The organism is Variovorax sp. HJSM1_2, from assembly GCF_049316285.1.
Classification (GTDB): Bacteria; Pseudomonadota; Gammaproteobacteria; order Burkholderiales; family Burkholderiaceae_C; genus Rhodoferax_B.
Genome location: NZ_JBMOXA010000007.1, coordinates 144079 through 160475 on the forward strand (window position 1 = coordinate 144079; position 16397 = coordinate 160475).

At 61.4% G+C, this 16397-nt stretch carries 14 protein-coding genes; 3 read left to right on the forward strand and 11 right to left on the reverse strand.

Annotated features, from left to right (window positions below; translation table 11 throughout):
- Positions 1-586 precede the first annotated feature (586 nt).
- The 4 genes from ACFQ95_RS10110 to ACFQ95_RS10125 are packed head-to-tail and all read right to left on the reverse strand — an operon-like array spanning position 587 to position 3648.
- Entirely contained in the window at positions 587-1702 is a 1116-nt protein-coding gene (locus ACFQ95_RS10110; protein ID WP_422830729.1) for a nucleotidyltransferase domain-containing protein, read from the reverse strand.
- The gene (locus ACFQ95_RS10115) at positions 1699-2616 is read right to left on the reverse strand and encodes an HprK-related kinase A (RefSeq protein ID WP_422830730.1); all 918 of its coding nucleotides are present in this window, start codon (positions 2614-2616) and stop codon (positions 1699-1701) included. The genes ACFQ95_RS10110 and ACFQ95_RS10115 overlap by 4 nt, the downstream gene beginning before the upstream one ends.
- A complete protein-coding gene (locus ACFQ95_RS10120) occupies positions 2613-2903 on the reverse strand; it encodes an HPr-rel-A system PqqD family peptide chaperone (RefSeq protein ID WP_422830731.1) in 291 nt (96 codons plus the stop codon). The genes ACFQ95_RS10115 and ACFQ95_RS10120 overlap by 4 nt, the downstream gene beginning before the upstream one ends.
- Positions 2904-2922: 19 nt before the next feature.
- Positions 2923-3648 carry a hypothetical protein gene (locus tag ACFQ95_RS10125; protein WP_422830732.1) on the reverse strand — a complete coding sequence of 242 codons (726 nt, stop codon included), beginning with the start codon at positions 3646-3648 and terminating at the stop codon, positions 2923-2925.
- A gap of 267 nt (positions 3649-3915) precedes the next feature.
- Between ACFQ95_RS10125 and ACFQ95_RS10130 the strand changes: the two genes are divergently transcribed.
- Positions 3916-5580 carry a rhodanese-related sulfurtransferase gene (locus ACFQ95_RS10130; protein ID WP_422830733.1) on the forward strand — a complete coding sequence of 555 codons (1665 nt, stop codon included), beginning with the start codon at positions 3916-3918 and terminating at the stop codon, positions 5578-5580.
- Here the strand turns inward: ACFQ95_RS10130 and ACFQ95_RS10135 are convergent, their stop codons facing one another.
- From ACFQ95_RS10135 to ACFQ95_RS10165, 7 genes are all read right to left on the reverse strand, one after another.
- Positions 5581-6717 carry an acyltransferase family protein gene (locus ACFQ95_RS10135; protein WP_422830734.1) on the reverse strand — a complete coding sequence of 379 codons (1137 nt, stop codon included), beginning with the start codon at positions 6715-6717 and terminating at the stop codon, positions 5581-5583.
- Positions 6718-6875: 158 nt separating this feature from the next.
- Entirely contained in the window at positions 6876-7829 is a 954-nt protein-coding gene (locus tag ACFQ95_RS10140; RefSeq protein ID WP_422830735.1) for an NAD(P)H-dependent flavin oxidoreductase, read from the reverse strand.
- Positions 7830-7932: 103 nt separating this feature from the next.
- Complete coding sequence (locus ACFQ95_RS10145) at positions 7933-9723, reverse strand: acyl-CoA dehydrogenase (RefSeq protein ID WP_422830736.1); 1791 nt, start codon at positions 9721-9723, stop codon at positions 7933-7935.
- A gap of 128 nt (positions 9724-9851) precedes the next feature.
- A complete protein-coding gene (locus tag ACFQ95_RS10150; RefSeq protein WP_422830737.1) occupies positions 9852-10784 on the reverse strand; it encodes an electron transfer flavoprotein subunit alpha/FixB family protein in 933 nt (310 codons plus the stop codon).
- 155 nt (positions 10785-10939) lie between these two features.
- A complete protein-coding gene (locus tag ACFQ95_RS10155) occupies positions 10940-11689 on the reverse strand; it encodes an electron transfer flavoprotein subunit beta/FixA family protein (protein ID WP_422830738.1) in 750 nt (249 codons plus the stop codon).
- A 347-nt stretch (positions 11690-12036) separates the two neighbouring features.
- On the reverse strand, positions 12037-13380 hold the full coding sequence (locus ACFQ95_RS10160) for a mechanosensitive ion channel family protein (RefSeq protein ID WP_422830739.1): 1344 nt from the start codon (positions 13378-13380) through the stop codon (positions 12037-12039).
- A 73-nt stretch (positions 13381-13453) separates the two neighbouring features.
- Positions 13454-14404: a histone deacetylase family protein gene (locus ACFQ95_RS10165; RefSeq protein WP_422830740.1), complete on the reverse strand. Its 951-nt coding sequence runs from the start codon at positions 14402-14404 to the stop codon at positions 13454-13456.
- 45 nt (positions 14405-14449) lie between these two features.
- Here ACFQ95_RS10165 and ACFQ95_RS10170 point away from each other — a divergent pair, with 45 nt between their 5' ends.
- A complete protein-coding gene (locus ACFQ95_RS10170) occupies positions 14450-15370 on the forward strand; it encodes an AAA family ATPase (protein ID WP_422830741.1) in 921 nt (306 codons plus the stop codon).
- 8 nt (positions 15371-15378) lie between these two features.
- Positions 15379-16374 (forward strand): DUF58 domain-containing protein, encoded by a 996-nt coding sequence (locus tag ACFQ95_RS10175; protein ID WP_422830742.1) that lies wholly within the window; start codon positions 15379-15381, stop codon positions 16372-16374.
- The last annotated feature ends 23 nt before the right edge of the window (positions 16375-16397 follow it).

The following is a 16397-nucleotide window of genomic DNA, read 5'->3' on the forward strand; positions in this document are numbered from 1 at the left end:
CGGGGCACGGCTTGCTTCAGCACTTAGGAGTGGCCTGCCCATTACGCACGAAGAGCCGTATGGATGAAATCCGTGCGGCTTTTGTGCTGAATGCGCGCATCACATGCTTCTTGGCCTCTTTGGCTTGGCCGAGCATCCCGGCCTTGGCTCGCCCTGAAATCGGATGAGACCCATAACCCTGCACCGCCAAGCCCCAAACAATGAACCAATGCCTGCGGGTCAGCGTTCGTTTTTCAAGGTGCCCAACATGCCCGGCCAAAGCCCCGTCACCACGCAATGGAACAGGTCGAAACGACGGATAAGCCAAGGCTCAAAAGATGAGCTTGTCCAGCCAGGTCACCTCCAGTTGGTTCTCATCCAACCGCTGGAATTGGACTGGCGCATCAGTGATGACAGGATTCGATGGAGGATCGGTCTTGATGACTTAGCGCAGCCGCGACCTGCGGCCACCCTGGTCATCGCCGGCCTTGACCGCTTGGGGCGGTGAACCGGCGGCCATTTTTAGTGAGCCCTGCACCAAGGCTTTTCACTCCGCAGGCATAACAAACACCTTTTCACCAAACGCAATTTGCGTCGTGTGGCCAGGCTAAGCGGCTTCGTCGTTGTCCTTGACCTTTTCGGCCTCGGGTGGTTTAGGGCGCACAAACGCCTTGCGCCCCAAGTGGTAGGCAAGCAGCCACGCCGGCATGCGGATCCAATGGGAACGCACGTACAGCGCAAAGCGCGCCAAGCCACAATCAACACTGTCCACGCTGGCGTGTTGTGGGCGCAGTACACGTGTGTAGCAAGCATCCATACAGGCCAGGGTCCACGCAGCCGGGCGCCCCACACGGGCAGCGGCCTCAACCTCAGGCGGGATCGGCGTGCCAAGCAACATTGCGGTGTAGCGCAAGGCGTAAAAAAGTGGCCGTGTCAGGCCCAAAACCTCGGCTCGCGGCACCAGGCCGCTCCAAAAATCCGGCTCTTGGGCAAAGTGCCGCAGCAAGGCGTCCAGATCAAACAGATCGCGCAACCCGCTGCCAAAGTCACCTTCATGAAACAGGTGGGTGGCACTGTGCAGCAACATGTCCCAGGGCTGCAGCAGATAAAACTGCGGCATGCCGGGCGCAGGCACTATGCCTTGCATCAACGCCGGCGTATTGACTTTGACGCGCGCGGTCTCCGGCAGAATGGTGTGGTGCACGTCCAGTGCCGTGCCGCGCCGGGCGTGGCGCAGCGGCGGAATTTCGTGCATCCATTGGCGGTAATAACGCTGGTCGTAGACATCATGGTGGGTGCCACGCCAACCAAAAACGCCCAACTCCATCTCCACGGCTTCCAGCTTGTCTTTGGGCACCAGGATGTCGATGTCCGAGAAAGTGCGCCCCGTCGCCGCAGGCAGGCCTGCCACCACGTACGCCGCACCTTTGAGCAGCACCGTGCGCACCTCTGCGTCAGCCATCTCGCGACGCAGGCAATGCACTTCCCATATCACCGAGTGCGCCTGACGCTCGGACAAACAGCGTGCGGCAACAAGGTGGTGGCGCGGTTTGACGGGTATGCCCGGCAGCAATCCCGCGTGATCAAGTACGTAGGCCAGTTTCGCCAGCAGATTGGCGCGGTTGCCCTGGCGCACCAGCAGATCCCATTGCGGCTCTGTGAGCGATTGAACGCTTGTGGGCTCCAGCAGCGCTCGGGTGATCAGGCCTTGAGATAACTTCATGCCGCTGACTCTTCTGCCAGCGCATCAAAAACACGCTGCGCGTCATCCAAGCGGCTGTAGCTGAACTGCAAACATTGCGTGCTGTCGATCAGACGGCCCACCGCTTCAAAGCCGCGTTGGCCGTGGATGTGGTAGTTGAACGATTGCTCTGCCAGCAGCAAAAAGGTTTGTGCGCTACTGTGCGGCTCAAGCCTAGGCTCGGCGCCCGCCACGTAGCGCGGCAACACAATCCAGCGTGGACGCACGGGCTCGCGGTGGCGCAACACGCTCTCGGTCGGCGGCGCCAGCAAAGCAACCGTGCCCTTGGTGGTGTTGGGCACGGGTTCGGTCATGCGCGCTTCAGGCGCAAACGCGCGCACCACGTCTATCGATTTGTTCTTCAGGTTGATGGGCCTAGCCATGCCGTGGACCAGGCCGGTGGCCATGTCGTACAGAGCCAGTTCGTCCGACAACAAGCGCCATCCACGCATGACCAAGCCCGCACACAGCGTGCTTTTGCCCGAGCCGGGCGGAGCCGGCAACAAAGCAGCGTGGCCGTTTTTCTCGATCACAGCGGCATGGATGATCAAGTACTGGTGGCTACTGGAGGTCACACACCAGTTCATGCCCCACTCCAGCCCCGCAAATGCCTGACCCAGGGTCAGCGGCACAAAAAAACGGCGGCCATCCACATAAAAGATGGCCTGCCGCTTGAAGCCACTTTGTAATTGCCGCTGACAATCAATTTCGACGTGGAAGTCGGCAAAGCTGTCAGTGGGGCAGACACTGAAATCTGCGTACATACAAGCGATGTCGCGGGGCAGGTGCGGCACATTCGACTTCAACCGCGCCACCAGCGGCCCCAGATCGATCAACAAGTCGCCACGGCGCAGTTGCTGCGCCAGCGCGCCTAGAGAAAAGTCAGATATTTTCAATGCAATGCAGGAATCACAAGACCAACATATTGAAAGCGGCGCAACGTGGCGTCGATGTAGTCCGCGATTTTGTCAGCATTGTGGTCTTCGAAGAACTCCGCAAGCGCAGAAGTCAAAGCAGCAAGTGTTTGCGGCGATGCTTCCAGGGAGCGAAGCAACGCCATACCGAATTCGTCGACCAGATGGGTATCACCGGCACTGGGATTGAAGACGACGATTTGCTCGTCGTGCTCCCACAGCTTAAACAACAACGGCTGCAAAGCAGCCGTTGACCATATCACTTGCATGACGCTTTGAAACCGAAAATCAGATCGACATGTAGTTATTGCGCAGATAAGTGACGATCTTGGATTTCGGCCATGGCGTACCCAAGCCGTTGGGCTGGTAGCTACCTGTAGCCATTTTTGGCAACTGATTTTGACCCGTGGCGTCCTTTGCGCACCACTGGATCTTGTTGGCATTGGTCGGGAACAAATAGTTCAATTGCGCCACGATGATGCAACGAGAAAAGTCGTCACCAGAATTGTTCAGCACATCCACTACCTTGGAGGAACCACTGCAGCCGTTCGGCTTGACGATAGCGCAAGCAGCCACCAGGGAGTCGACAGTGACGTATTTGTATTTGTCACTGCTGGCAATCGTCTTCTTGGTGATCGGATCCTTCGCGGGCACGTTGTTGTACAGGTTGCTGCACTTCGCTTTGAGGGCATCCCATGGCTTGGAAGAGATTCCGGTATCGCTGCGCGCAACGTTGTTGCACCAGTTGCTGATGGCCCAGCACTCGTCCACCACACCGTCATGCGCAGGGTTTGCCTTTTGGCTGGCCGTCAGGTTGGCGGTCATGTTCGAACCCCAGGCCGATGCCGTGCGGCAGTGCCAGGCCATGGCGGGGCTGCTGGCCAATGTTGCAACCACTGGCACACCTGCTGTTCCCAACTTGATGAGCCGACGACGCGACGGAGATTTCACCACGGGCTTGTCGGTAGACGCAGCGATGTTCTCTGGGGTCAAATCTTGGTTCGTGTCATTCATAGCAGGCCTCATGGATCGCAACTTTATGGTGGGCAATTCGCCAATGTGGAGCCCCTTACAGCCTCCAATGAGCCAGAGAAAAGCCGAGCTCTGACTTAACAAAGCATATTCTATGCCGAGAACCATAAGTACGCATAACACAATGATTCATATAAACAAATATCTTAAAAGGCCACGGCAATCGGTCCATATTTAGTGAATATGTAAAAATTTTCGACAGGATTATCCGAACAGTCGCACTGCCCGCCGCCTTAAACTTCGGCTTCCATGACCGAATTCCTGACTGCCGCGTTCTACAAGTTCGCCGAACTTGCCGATTTCCAAGACCTGCGCACGCCCTTACTGGCCGAGTGCGAGGCCCATCGCGTGGTCGGCAATATTCTGCTGGCGCAGGAAGGCGTCAACGGGACCATTGCCGGCCCAGCACCTGGCGTACGCGCCGTGCTCGCCTGGCTGCGTGCCGATAGCCGGCTCGCAAACCTCGAACACAAAGAGGGTTGGGCCGAAAAACAACCGTTTTACCGCATGAAGGTGCGACTTAAACGCGAGATCGTGACCATGGGCCGCCCCGACATCAGCCCCACCAAACAAGCGGGCCACTACGTCAAACCCGAAGATTGGAATGCCCTGCTGGCCGACCCGTCCGTGGTGCTGGTGGACACCCGCAACGACTACGAGGTGGCGATTGGCAGCTTTCGCGGCGCCCTGAATCCGCATACAAGTAGCTTTACCGAGCTACCCGACTGGGTTGAAAAAGCCTCCGCACCCGGTGCCCCGCTTGCCGGAAAACCCAAGGTCGCCATGTTTTGCACCGGCGGCATTCGCTGCGAAAAATCCACGGCGCTGCTGAAGGCCCAGGGGTTTGATGAGGTCTATCACCTCGAGGGCGGCATTCTCAAGTATCTGGAGACTGTGCCCGAGAGCGAGAGCCTTTGGCAGGGCCAATGTTTTGTCTTCGATGAAAGGGTTTCCGTAGGCCATGAACTCAAGCCGGGCGACTATTCACTTTGCCGCTCCTGTCGATATCCCTTGAGTGAACACGACCGCGCCTCGCCGCTATTTGAGCGCGGCGTGAGTTGCGCCCATTGCCACGGCAGCCGCAGCGAGGCGGAACTACAAGCGCTGCGTGAACGTGAACGCCAAATGACTCTGGCCGAAGCACGCCAGCAAACGCACCTGGGCGCACGCCTGGCCTCACACCACAAAGCACCAGCCGAGGCCAGCGACGCAGCAGTTCAACCCGCAGCCGCCACCGCATCCTTGCCGGTGTTCTACTCCTTTCGCCGCTGCCCCTATGCCATGCGCGCGCGCCTGGCGTTGGCCGCCAGTGGCCAGGGTGTTGAGTTGCGCGAGGTGGTGTTGCGCCACAAGCCAGCAGAAATGCTGGCCGCTTCGCCAAAGGGAACGGTGCCAGTACTGGTGCAGCCCAGCGGGCAGGTGTTGGAGCAAAGCCTGGACATCATGCGTTGGGCATTGGCACAGAACGATGCACACAACTGGTTATCGCCCAGCCTTGGCACACTGGCGCAAATGGAGCAGTTGATCACCGAGGTGGATGGCCCATTCAAGCACCACCTGGACCGCTACAAGTACCCCCAGCGGTATACGAACGAGGTCGGCGCCTGCAGTCTCGCCCAGTTCGCCGGCCAGCACCGCACGGCCGCCGCCGAGCTGTTGTTGGCGCTGCTGGAGCCTCGTCTCGCGGCTACGCCCTACTTGTTTGGTGCCGATGCGGCACTGGCCGATATGGCCATCGCCCCGTTTGTGCGCCAGTTCGCCCACGTCGAGCCCGAATGGTTTGCCGCCCAGCCCTGGCCACACCTGGCGCTTTGGCTTCAGCAATGGGAAACGTCCGAGTTGCTGGCAGCAGTGATGCACAAGCTTCCGGCGTGGCAGCCTGGCACCCCGGGTGTGCGGTTTCCTGCGCGCTGATCAGGGCAGCGCTTGCGCCGCCGCAAACAGCACTGACGCGGCCAGCAAGCCCCCGGCGGGCATGTGCCACGACGACGCTTGAAGTTTATGGCTGCGCTGCTCCACCAGCACAAACAAGCCACGGCCACACAACAGGGACAGCACAAACGCCAGCCCCATGCCTGCCAGGTTGTGCCACGGCAGTTCGGGCCAGATGGCGCTCACGCCTTGGTTCACCAGCAGGCAAACCGAGAAGTGAATCAAGAACACAGAATACGACATCTGTCCCAAGCGTTGCAAGGGTCGCAAGCCATTCCACTGGCGCAGCGCGGGCATCATGCCAACGCCGCCAAGCGCCAGGGCGGTCAGCAAGGCCACCAAAATGCGGCCGCGAAAATCCAGCCAGAGCGCAAGTGTTCCCAGAACCGCGAGCAACCATAACCCACGGCTGGGACGGGCCCACTGGCTGCTCCAGTAAGCCAACATGCCCATGCCATAAGCGCCCATGAAGTACAGGCCAGTGGTGTCGAGTTCGGTCTCGAGGTTGAACCAGAATAACGAAGCCACGGTCAACACCAGCGTCGCAGCCGGTGCGGCATAGGCCGCCAGCGCGGTGTGCGGGCGCAGTGTCAGCAGCCAGCGCGTCAACGCCAGCATGCCAACAGCCAAGACGAACAACTGAAAGTCGATCGCCACGTACCATACCCCGGCCGACAATGCTTCATACCCCAAGGTGTCCTGCATCAACAGCACGTGCGCGATCAGCTGCGGCACATCGGGCGAGCCAGGCACGGCGGGCGCGACCGGACCTTGTGCCCAGGCGCGAATGCCGGCCGACACCAGCACACACACGGCCAAGGCGGCCAGATAAGGCAATACCAGACGGAAATAACGGCGGCCAATTTGCGCCAGCGGTGCCTCCGCGCGCACCTGCCCATTGGGCGCCAGACTGGCGGCCGCAAGGTAGCCGCCAAGAACCAAAAACACCTGTACGGCCATACGACCGTAGTCGTAGAGCCACTGCATCAGCTTGGGCACCAGGGCATAGGCGACGTCGGACATCGGCCCGTAAAACGCCAGGTGATGCCACACAATCAGACAACAGGCCAGGCCCTTGACCACATCAAACAAGGGCACACGGTTCGCAACACGCTGCATACAAACACGACTCACACAAAAAAGCGTGCCGCAGCACACTCCCCAGAGACGCGAACGAAACAACGCACGAAGCGACCCAACGGGAAAAAATAAAAGAAGTAACCGGAAAACGAAGGGGGCGCCGAAGCGCCCCGCCGATTCACCAACAGCTTGGAAAATCAGCCCAGCAAGCGGGCGCGCGCTTCTTCGTATTGTCGGCGTAACTGGGCGACCAGTTCGCCAGCACTCTGGATTTTATCGATTGCGCCAATGCCTTGCCCGCAACCCCAAATGTCTTTCCAGGCCTTGGCTGCATCGCCACCAAAGTTCATCTTGGTCGGGTCGCTCTCGGGCAGGTGCTCGGGATCCAGGCCGGCGGCGCGGATAGATGGAGCCAGATAGTTGCCGTGTACGCCGGTGAACAGGTTGCTGTAGACGATGTCGTCGGAGTTGCCGTCGACGATGGCTTGTTTGTAGGCGTCGCTGGCGCGCGCTTCAACGGTTGCGATAAACGCCGAGCCTATGTAGGCAAAGTCTGCGCCCATGGCCAGGGCGGCCAGCACCGCACCACCGCTGGCAATGGCGCCGCTCAAGGCCACAGGGCCATCAAACCACTGGCGAATTTCCTGGATCAGCGCAAACGGGCTCTTCACACCCGCATGGCCACCCGCACCGGCGGCCACGGCGATCAGGCCATCGGCGCCCTTCTCAATCGCCTTGCGTGCAAACTTGTTGTTGATGATGTCGTGCAACACCACGCCGCCATAGCTGTGGGCGGCGGCGTTCACATCTTCACGTGCGCCCAGCGAGGTGATGAGAATCGGCACCTTGTACTTCACACACATTTCCATGTCATGCTCCAGCCGCTCGTTCGACTTGTGCACGATCTGGTTGATGGCGAAAGGCGCAGCCGGCTTGTCGGGGTTGGCCTTGTTGTAGGCCGCCAGGGTTTCGGTGATCTCGGCCAGCCAGTCTTCCAGTTGCGCTGCCGGGCGTGCATTCAGTGCCGGCATGGAACCGACGATGCCGGCCTGGCATTGCGCAATGACCAGCTTGGGGTTGCTGACGATGAACAGTGGCGAGCCGATCACGGGAAGGGACAGTCCGCTCAGCGCGGCAGGCAATTTCGACATTTGGTCTCCTGTTGATGTTCTTTGCTTTATAAGTCCAACAAGCCTCTGGTGCTTGTCACATAAGCGCAGGCAGCTTCGATTTCAATAGCAACTCAGCCGGCGATCAGAAAGCGTCCAGCGCCAGCGCCGTCACACTCTCGGCGCCAAACACAATGCTGTCGCGCACCGCTGGCGCCTTGCTCAGCAAGTGGTCTGCATAAAAGCGTGCGGTGCTGATCTTGGCCTGCATGAAGGGCAGGTCTTCACCCTTGACCGTCAACTCTTCCGCCACCAACAGCGCACGCGCCAACTGCCAACCGGCCACCAGATTACCCGCCAGCATCAGGTAAGGCACGCTGCCCGCATAGGCGGCATTGGGGTTGCTGCGGCCATTCGCCACCATGAAGTCCACCACTTCCAGGAAGGCCTGGCGCGCCGTGCACAGACGATTCGCCACGGCCACGGCATTCGCCCCGCCTTGCTCACGCAAGGCGGCTTCGGTTTTCTCGATCTGGGCGGCAATCGCCTTGGCGTTCTGGCCGCCATCACGTGCCGTCTTGCGGCCCACCAGGTCGTTGGCCTGAATGGCGGTCGTGCCTTCGTAGATGGTCAGGATCTTCGCGTCGCGGTAGTGTTGTGCCGCGCCGGTTTCTTCGATGAAACCCATGCCGCCATGTACTTGCACCCCCAGCGAGGTGACCTCCAGGCTCATCTCGGTGCTGTAGCCCTTGACCAGCGGCACCATGAATTCGTAGAACGCCTGATTCTGTTTGCGCACCTCGGCGTCCGTGTGGTGGTGCGAGGCGTCATAGGCCGCGGCTGCCACGCTGGCCATGGCACGGCAGCCTTCGGTGTAGGCGCGCATGGTCATCAGCATACGCTTCACATCAGGGTGATGGATGATGGGTGCGCTGGCCGCGATGGAGCCATCCACCGGCCGGCTTTGCACGCGGTCCTTGGCGAACTGCACGGCTTGCTGGTACGAGCGCTCGGCCACGGCAATGCCCTGCATGCCCACGGCATAGCGCGCAGCGTTCATCATGATGAACATGTATTCCAGGCCTCGGTTTTCTTCACCGACGATGTAGCCCACGGCGCCGCCATGGTCGCCGTACTGCAGCACGGCCGTGGGCGAGGCCTTGATACCCATCTTGTGTTCTATGCTGACGCAGTGCACGTCGTTGCGTGCGCCCAGCGAGCCGTCGGCGTTGACCATGAACTTGGGCACCACAAACAGGCTGATGCCCTTCACGCCTTCGGGCGCACCGGCCACACGCGCCAGCACCAGATGGACGATGTTCTCGGCCATGTCATGCTCACCGTAGGTGATGAAGATCTTGGTGCCAAAGACCTTGTAGCTGCCGTCGGCCTGCGGTTCGGCACGGCTACGCACCATGGCCAGGTCGCTGCCGGCTTGGGGTTCGGTCAGGTTCATGGTGCCGGTCCATTCGCCGCTCACCAGCTTTTCCAGATAGGTCGCTTTGAGTTCGTCAGAGCCAGCCGTCAACAGGGCTTCGATCGCGCCGTCGCTCAGCAGAGGGCACAGTGCAAAGCTCAGGTTGGCGCTATTGGTCATTTCAATACAGGCCGCGCCAATGGTCTTGGGCAGGCCCTGGCCGCCAAAGTCCACCGGGTGTTGCAGACCTTGCCAACCGCCTTCGGAAAACTGCTTGAACGCGGCCTTGAAGCCGGGCGTGGTGGTGACCACGCCGTCTTTCCAGCTCGATGGATTTTTGTCGCCCTCAAAGTTCAAGGGAGCCAACACGCCGCCAGTGAACTTGGCCGCCTCTTCCAGCACCGCTTGGGCGGTATCCAAACCTGCGTCTTCAAACCCCGGCATCTGCGCCACCTGTTCGATGTTCGCCAAGTGCTGGATGTTGAACAACATGTCTTTGAGGGGGGCGGTGTAGCTCATGGGTTTGTCTCCTGAAAGCTGGGGAAGCGAGATGAAATAGACGGAAAACTGGCGCAAAAAACGAAGAATCAGCGCAAGCGGTCAAAAAAAAGGCACCGCACGCGATGCCTTTCTTCCGCTAGCTTGGCTTAAAGCGCGGCCACCAGCTCGGGTACGGCGGTGAACAGATCCGCCTCGAGGCCGTAATCGGCCACGCTGAAGATAGGCGCTTCAGGGTCTTTGTTGATGGCCACGATGACCTTGCTGTCCTTCATGCCGGCCAAGTGCTGGATCGCACCCGAAATACCGGCGGCGATGTACAGCTGCGGCGCGACGATCTTGCCGGTCTGGCCCACTTGCCAATCGTTCGGTGCGTAGCCAGCGTCCACTGCGGCGCGCGAAGCACCGAGTGCGGCGCCCAGCTTGTCGGCCAGCGGCGTCATCACTTCGTTGAACTTCTCGGCGCTGCCCAGCGCACGGCCACCGGAGACGATGATCTTCGCGGCGGTGAGTTCGGGGCGGTCGTTCTTGGCGATCTCAGCACCCACAAAGGTGGACTTGCCGGTATCGCCCACAGCGGCCACGGTTTCCACGGCGGCAGAACCACCGGTGGCAGCCGCAGGGTCAAAGCCGGTGGTGCGCACGGTCAACACCTTGGTGGCGTCGGCGCTTTGCACGGTGGCGATAGCGTTACCAGCGTAGATGGGGCGCTCGAAGGTGTCGGCGCTGTCAACCTTGATGACGTCGGAGATTTGCGCCACGTCGAGCTTGGCGGCCACGCGTGGGGCGATGTTCTTGCCCGAGGCAGTGGCGGGGAACACGATGTGGCTGTAGCTTGACGCCACAGCCAACACCTGGGCGGCCACGTTTTCGGCCAGGCCGTGTTCAAAGCCAGCGGCATCGGCGTGCAGCACCTTGGTCACACCAGCGATTTGCGCGGCAGCGGCAGCGGCGGCAGCGGCATTGGCGCCGGCCACCAGCACGTGCACGTCACCACCGCACTGGGCAGCGGCGGTCACGGTGTTCAGGGTTGCGCCCTTGATGGACGCGTTGTCGTGTTCAGCAATTACGAGAGCAGTCATGATGTCTTTCCTAAGTCCTTTAACAAGTTAGCGAGACACTGTTGGCGGGCCTGCCTCTATCGGGAACACCGTGGAACTGGCTTTGCCAGGCCACTGGTGTTGCCCCCTGCAAGGGGGTTGGCGAAGCGACACGCAGTGCGCGCAGACTGGGGGTGTTAGATAACTTTCGCTTCGGTTTTGAGTTTGGCAACGAGGGTAGCAACGTCAGGCACCTTGATACCGGCGCTGCGCTTCGGTGGTTCGCTGACCTTCAGCGTCTTCAGGCGCGGGGCCACATCAACACCCAGATCTTCAGGCTTGACGATGTCGAGTTGCTTCTTCTTGGCCTTCATGATGTTGGGCAGCGTGACATAACGCGGCTCGTTCAGACGCAGGTCGGTGGTGACCACGGCCGGCAGGCTGAAGGACACGGTTTCCAGGCCGCCGTCGACTTCACGCGTGACGGTGGCTTTGCCGTCGGCCACTTCCACCTTGCTGGCGAAGGTGGCTTGCGGCAGATCGGCCAGTGCGGCCAACATCTGGCCGGTCTGGTTGCTATCGTCGTCGATGGCTTGTTTGCCCAGGATGACCAGGCCAGGTTGTTCTTTTTCAACCAATGCCTTGAGCAGCTTGGCCACGGCCAGGGGCTGCAGGTCTTCATTGCTTTCCACCAGGATGGCGCGGTCGGCACCTATGGCCATGGCGGTGCGCAGGGTTTCCTGGCATTGGGTCACGCCACAGGAAACGGCGATCACTTCGGTGACCACGCCCTTTTCCTTGAGCCGTACGGCTTCTTCAACGGCGATCTCGTCGAAGGGGTTCATGCTCATTTTGACGTTGGCGATGTCTACCCCCGTGTTGTCGGACTTCACACGCACTTTGACGTTGTAGTCGACCACACGCTTCACGGCTACCAGGACCTTCATGAATTCGGCTCCACAGAGTTATTGATGATTGAACAGCGAGTTTCCATCGCGGATTTTATGCCCGGCCGATTTGGCGGCCCTGTGAGCACGTGGCAAACGCCGGGCCTAGTCTGGCGGCCTTGGTTTGCACACCGCCACAAAAAAGCACGATCGTTCTTTTCTAACGACGATTATAGGGGGCGAACGGGCCGGGGCAATCTTTTCTATCGCCAACCGGACAGCTGCGGCACACCCTTGCCCCGCAGTCAGCGATGCCCGGGGCATCAGGCTGCGCCGTTGAGCATCTGTCCATAAGTCGTGAGCATGAGGACAGGCGTGCCGAACACACCGATTCTTTGCCACCCGATTCAATGCACTTCGCTCACATCGCCCGTTGAGCCGGCCACCACCGCCGCCGCAGAGGCCGCGCGTACATGCAACACACGCTGCGGATACGGAATGTCCACATTGTGCGCACGCAGCACCCGCAAGATCGCCATATTGATTTCGGAGCGTAAATTGCCCTGCCCGTTTTCCGGGTCGTTAAACCAATAGGACACGCGAAACTCCAGTCCGTCGGCGCCGAACGCGCTGAGCGACACGCCCGGGCCCGGGTCTTTCAAGACACGCGGCATTTGCTGCACCGTTTGCAGCAGCAGTGCGGCGACCTGGTCTGCGTCACTGTCATAACCCACGGACACCACCGTGGATTGGTTGATGTTGCGGTTGTTCAACGACCAGTTCTCCACCCGCTGGGTGATCAGCAACTCGTTGGGCACGATGGATTCAATACCGTTGGGCGCCGTGACCACGGTGTAGCGCGCATTGATGTCGGTGATGCGCCCGGCAAAACCGTCAACCTGCACGAAGTCGCCTATACGCATGCTGCGCTCGGCCAGGATGACAAAGCCGCTGACATAGTTGGACGCCAGCTTCTGCAGGCCAAAACCAATGCCCACGCCTATGGCCCCGCCCAGCACCGACAAGGCGGTGAGGTCTATGCCCACGGTAGACAGCGCCAGCAGCACGCCCACAAACACCATCAGCGCGCGTGTGGCATTGCTCACCGCTTTGCGCAGTGACAACTCGCTGCCCGTGGCGTTCTTCAACAGGCGCGTCTCAATCGCCGCCGAGATCCACAGCGTGACAATCATCACCAGCCCAGCCGTGAGCGCGCCCTCCAGCATGGTACGCACCGATAGCGTGGCGCTGCCGATCTTCCATTTGATCTGATCCAGCTCATCCAGCAACACAGGCAACAAGCCACTCACCCACAACACCATGGCCAGCCAGGCCAGCCATGAAATGGTGCGCTCCAGCATGCGCACCAGCGGCGTGTTTTTGAACGCCACCTGCAGTACCTTCACCCCCACACGTATCACTGCCAGCGAAATCAACACCGGCAGCGCAATCTTGAACAGCGCCAGCGGCATCCACTTGGCCGTCAACTCCTGCGCCACAAACGCAAACAACAGCCAAGCCAGGGGAAACAGCACACCGTCAATCAAGCGGCGGCCAAACGTGATGGACTCTTCGTGTGCACCACCCGCGCTGCGGCGCAGCGCGGCCACCACGCCATAGGCCAAGGCCGCACAGACCAGCACCACGGCTAATTCCGCCAAGGCCGTGGGTTGGCTCAGCGCACGCGCCCAGTCGTCAAGCGTGACGATGCGGTTGCTGTCATGCATGGTTGGCAGGCTCAAACTTGCCATCGTGGGCATCCTTCTTTCAGTCTTCTACAAGGGGAATGGATACGGGCCGCAACTGCCGCCCCAGGCGAATGCGCTAAACGTCGGCCAGCACACGCAAGTGCGCTTCCACACTGCGACCCAAGGCGCTTAGGTTGTAGCCACCCTCCAGGCAACTGACGATGCGGCCTTTGGCATAGGCGTCGGCCAGGGCTTTCAGGCGCCAGGTGATCCAGGTGTAGTCGGCCTCGACCAAACCCAGTTGGCCCATGTCGTCTTCACGGTGGGCATCAAAGCCGGCGCTGACGATGAGCAGCTCGGGTGCAAATTCTTCCAGGCGCGGCAGCCACATCATCTCCATGATCTCGCGCACCTCCATGCCTTTGGTGTACGCGGGCACGGGCACGTTGAGCAGATTGCTGGCGTTCAAGGCCGAGCCTTCGGGGTAGAACGGATGCTGGTACATGCCAACCATCAAGATGCGCTCGTCGCCGGCCACGATGTCTTCGGTGCCGTTGCCGTGGTGCACATCGAAGTCGACGATGGCCACACGCTTCAACCCGTGCTGGGCCAGCGCATGGTGCGCCGCTATCGCCACGTTGTTGAAGAAGCAAAAGCCCATGGCCTTGTCGCGGCAGGCGTGGTGGCCCGGCGGACGCACGGAACAGAAGGCGTTTTCCAGCGCGCCGGACATGACGCCGTCCACCGCCGCCACGGCCGCACCCGCTGCATGCAGCGCGGCTTGCCAGGTGTGGGTGTTGATATAGGTGTCGGGGTCTAGCGCCGCATGTTTGGGGCCACCGGCGGCGATTTCGCTGGCCAGTTGCGCACTCATGGCCTGCAGCCGGGCCACGTAGCCTGCGCCATGGGCGCGCTCGATTTGCGCCAGCGTGGCAGCCGGTGCGGTGATGTGCTCCAACGCATCGGCCACGCCGCAAATAAGCAGCCGGTCGTCGATGGCGCCCAGGCGTTCGGGGCATTCCGGGTGCCCGTCGCCCATCTCGTGTTGACGACAAGAAGGGTGGGTGAAGTATCCGGTTTTGGGCATGGTTAAAAGCCGAAGGGCGGTAAATTGCGGTAACGTCCTGCCAATATGCTTGCACAACAGAAATTGACGTCGTTACTCGATCAGCTTAACACGGTGATCGTCGGCAAATCCGACCAAGTTCGAGACTGCGTCGCCTGCCTGCTCGCGGGTGGCCACCTGCTGATTGAAGACGTGCCCGGCGTCGGCAAAACCACCCTGGCCCACGCCCTGGCGCGCAGCTTCGGGCTGCAATTCTCGCGCGTGCAGTTCACCGCCGACCTGATGCCCAGCGACCTCACCGGCGTCTCGGTATTCGAGCGCGGGCGCGAAGCCTTTGTGTTCCACCCCGGCCCGGTGTTTGCGCAGATTTTGTTGGCAGATGAGATCAACCGCGCCAGCCCGCGCACCCAGAGCGCGCTGCTCGAGGCCATGGAAGAAAAGCAGGTGACGGTGGAAGGCGCCACGCGTCCGCTGCCCACGCCGTTTTTTGTGATTGCCACACAAAACCCGACCGACCAGTTGGGCACCTTTCCACTGCCCGAATCGCAGCTCGACCGTTTTCTGATGCGCATCTCGCTGGGCTACCCCGACCGCGCAGCCGAGCGTGTGTTGCTTGCCGGGCAAGACCCGCGCGAGCGGGTGGAAACACTGGACCCGCTGCTGACCCTGGCCGAGCTGCAGCAGTTGCAGCAACAGGTGCTGAAGATCCACACGGGTGCACCGCTGCTGGAGTATGTGCAAGACCTGCTGGCGGCCACACGCTCGGGCCGCTGGTTTGTGCAAGGCCTGAGCCCACGCGCCGGCATTGCCATCGTGCGCGCGGCCAAGGCGCAGGCGCTGTTGAGCGGGCGCGACTACGTGGCACCGGACGACGTGCAAGCCATACTGCCGCAAACCGTGGCGCATAGGCTGGTACCTACCGGCGACGCCGGGCGCGGCGCGGTCGAACAGGTGCTGGCGATGATAGAGGCCGTGCCGCTGGCCTGACACCAAGCATGGCTGTCACTTCCCGGCGCTGGGCACACCTGAACCCGTTCACCCCGCTGAGCACCGCGCTGCGCCGGCGCTTCGAGCGTTGGTGGCAGGCGCGCCTGCCGCTGTCCGACACCCTGCAGCTCACCCAGCGCAACGTCTACATCCTGCCGACCACACCCGGCTGGGTGCTGGCCGCCACGCTGGCCGTGTTGCTGCTGGCCAGCATCAACTACCAGCTCAACCTGGGTTACCTGCTGACCTTTCTGCTCGCCGGTTGTGCCGCCGTGGGCATGCATGTGGCGCACGCCACCTTGCGCGGCTTGGACCTGAAACTGGTGGCACCCGAGGCGCAGTTCGCCGGCCGCAGCGCGGTGCTCACGGTGCAGCTCAGCAACAGCCGCCGCCGCGCGCGCCGCGCGATTGCGCTAAGCCTGCAAGACACCCGCCACTGGGCCTTCACCGATGTGCCCGCGCGCGGCAGCAGCACGGTGCACGTGGCCTTTATGCCGACCACGCGCGGCCTGCACCGCGTGCCCGCGCTCACGGCGGAAACACGTTTTCCGCTGGGCAGTTTTCGCGTCTGGTGTTATTGGCGCCCGGCGGCCCAGTTGCTGGTCTACCCCGCACCCGAGACCCACGCGCCGCCGCTGCCGCCGGCCACGCCACAGCCCGGCCACAGCGCCCACAGCCCCAGCCAGGCGAGCAGCGAATTTGACGGCGTGCGTGCCTACCGCCGTGGCGATCCGCGCAAACTCATCGTCTGGAAAAAAGCCGCCAAGTCGGGTGAACTGGTGAGCCGCGACAGCCCGCAAAGCCAACCCCAGGCGTTATGGCTGGACTTGGCGCAAACCGGCGGCGGCACGCTGGAAGCACGCCTCAGCCGCCTGTGTGCCTGGGTGCTGCAAGCCGAAGCCCTGGGCCTGGACTATGGCCTGCGCCTGCCCGGCCGCGAGCTCAAGCCCGACACCGGCGCGCTGCACCAACGCCGCTGTCTGGAAGCACTGGCGCTGGCCTAGCCGGCACCCGGCACACACCGCCA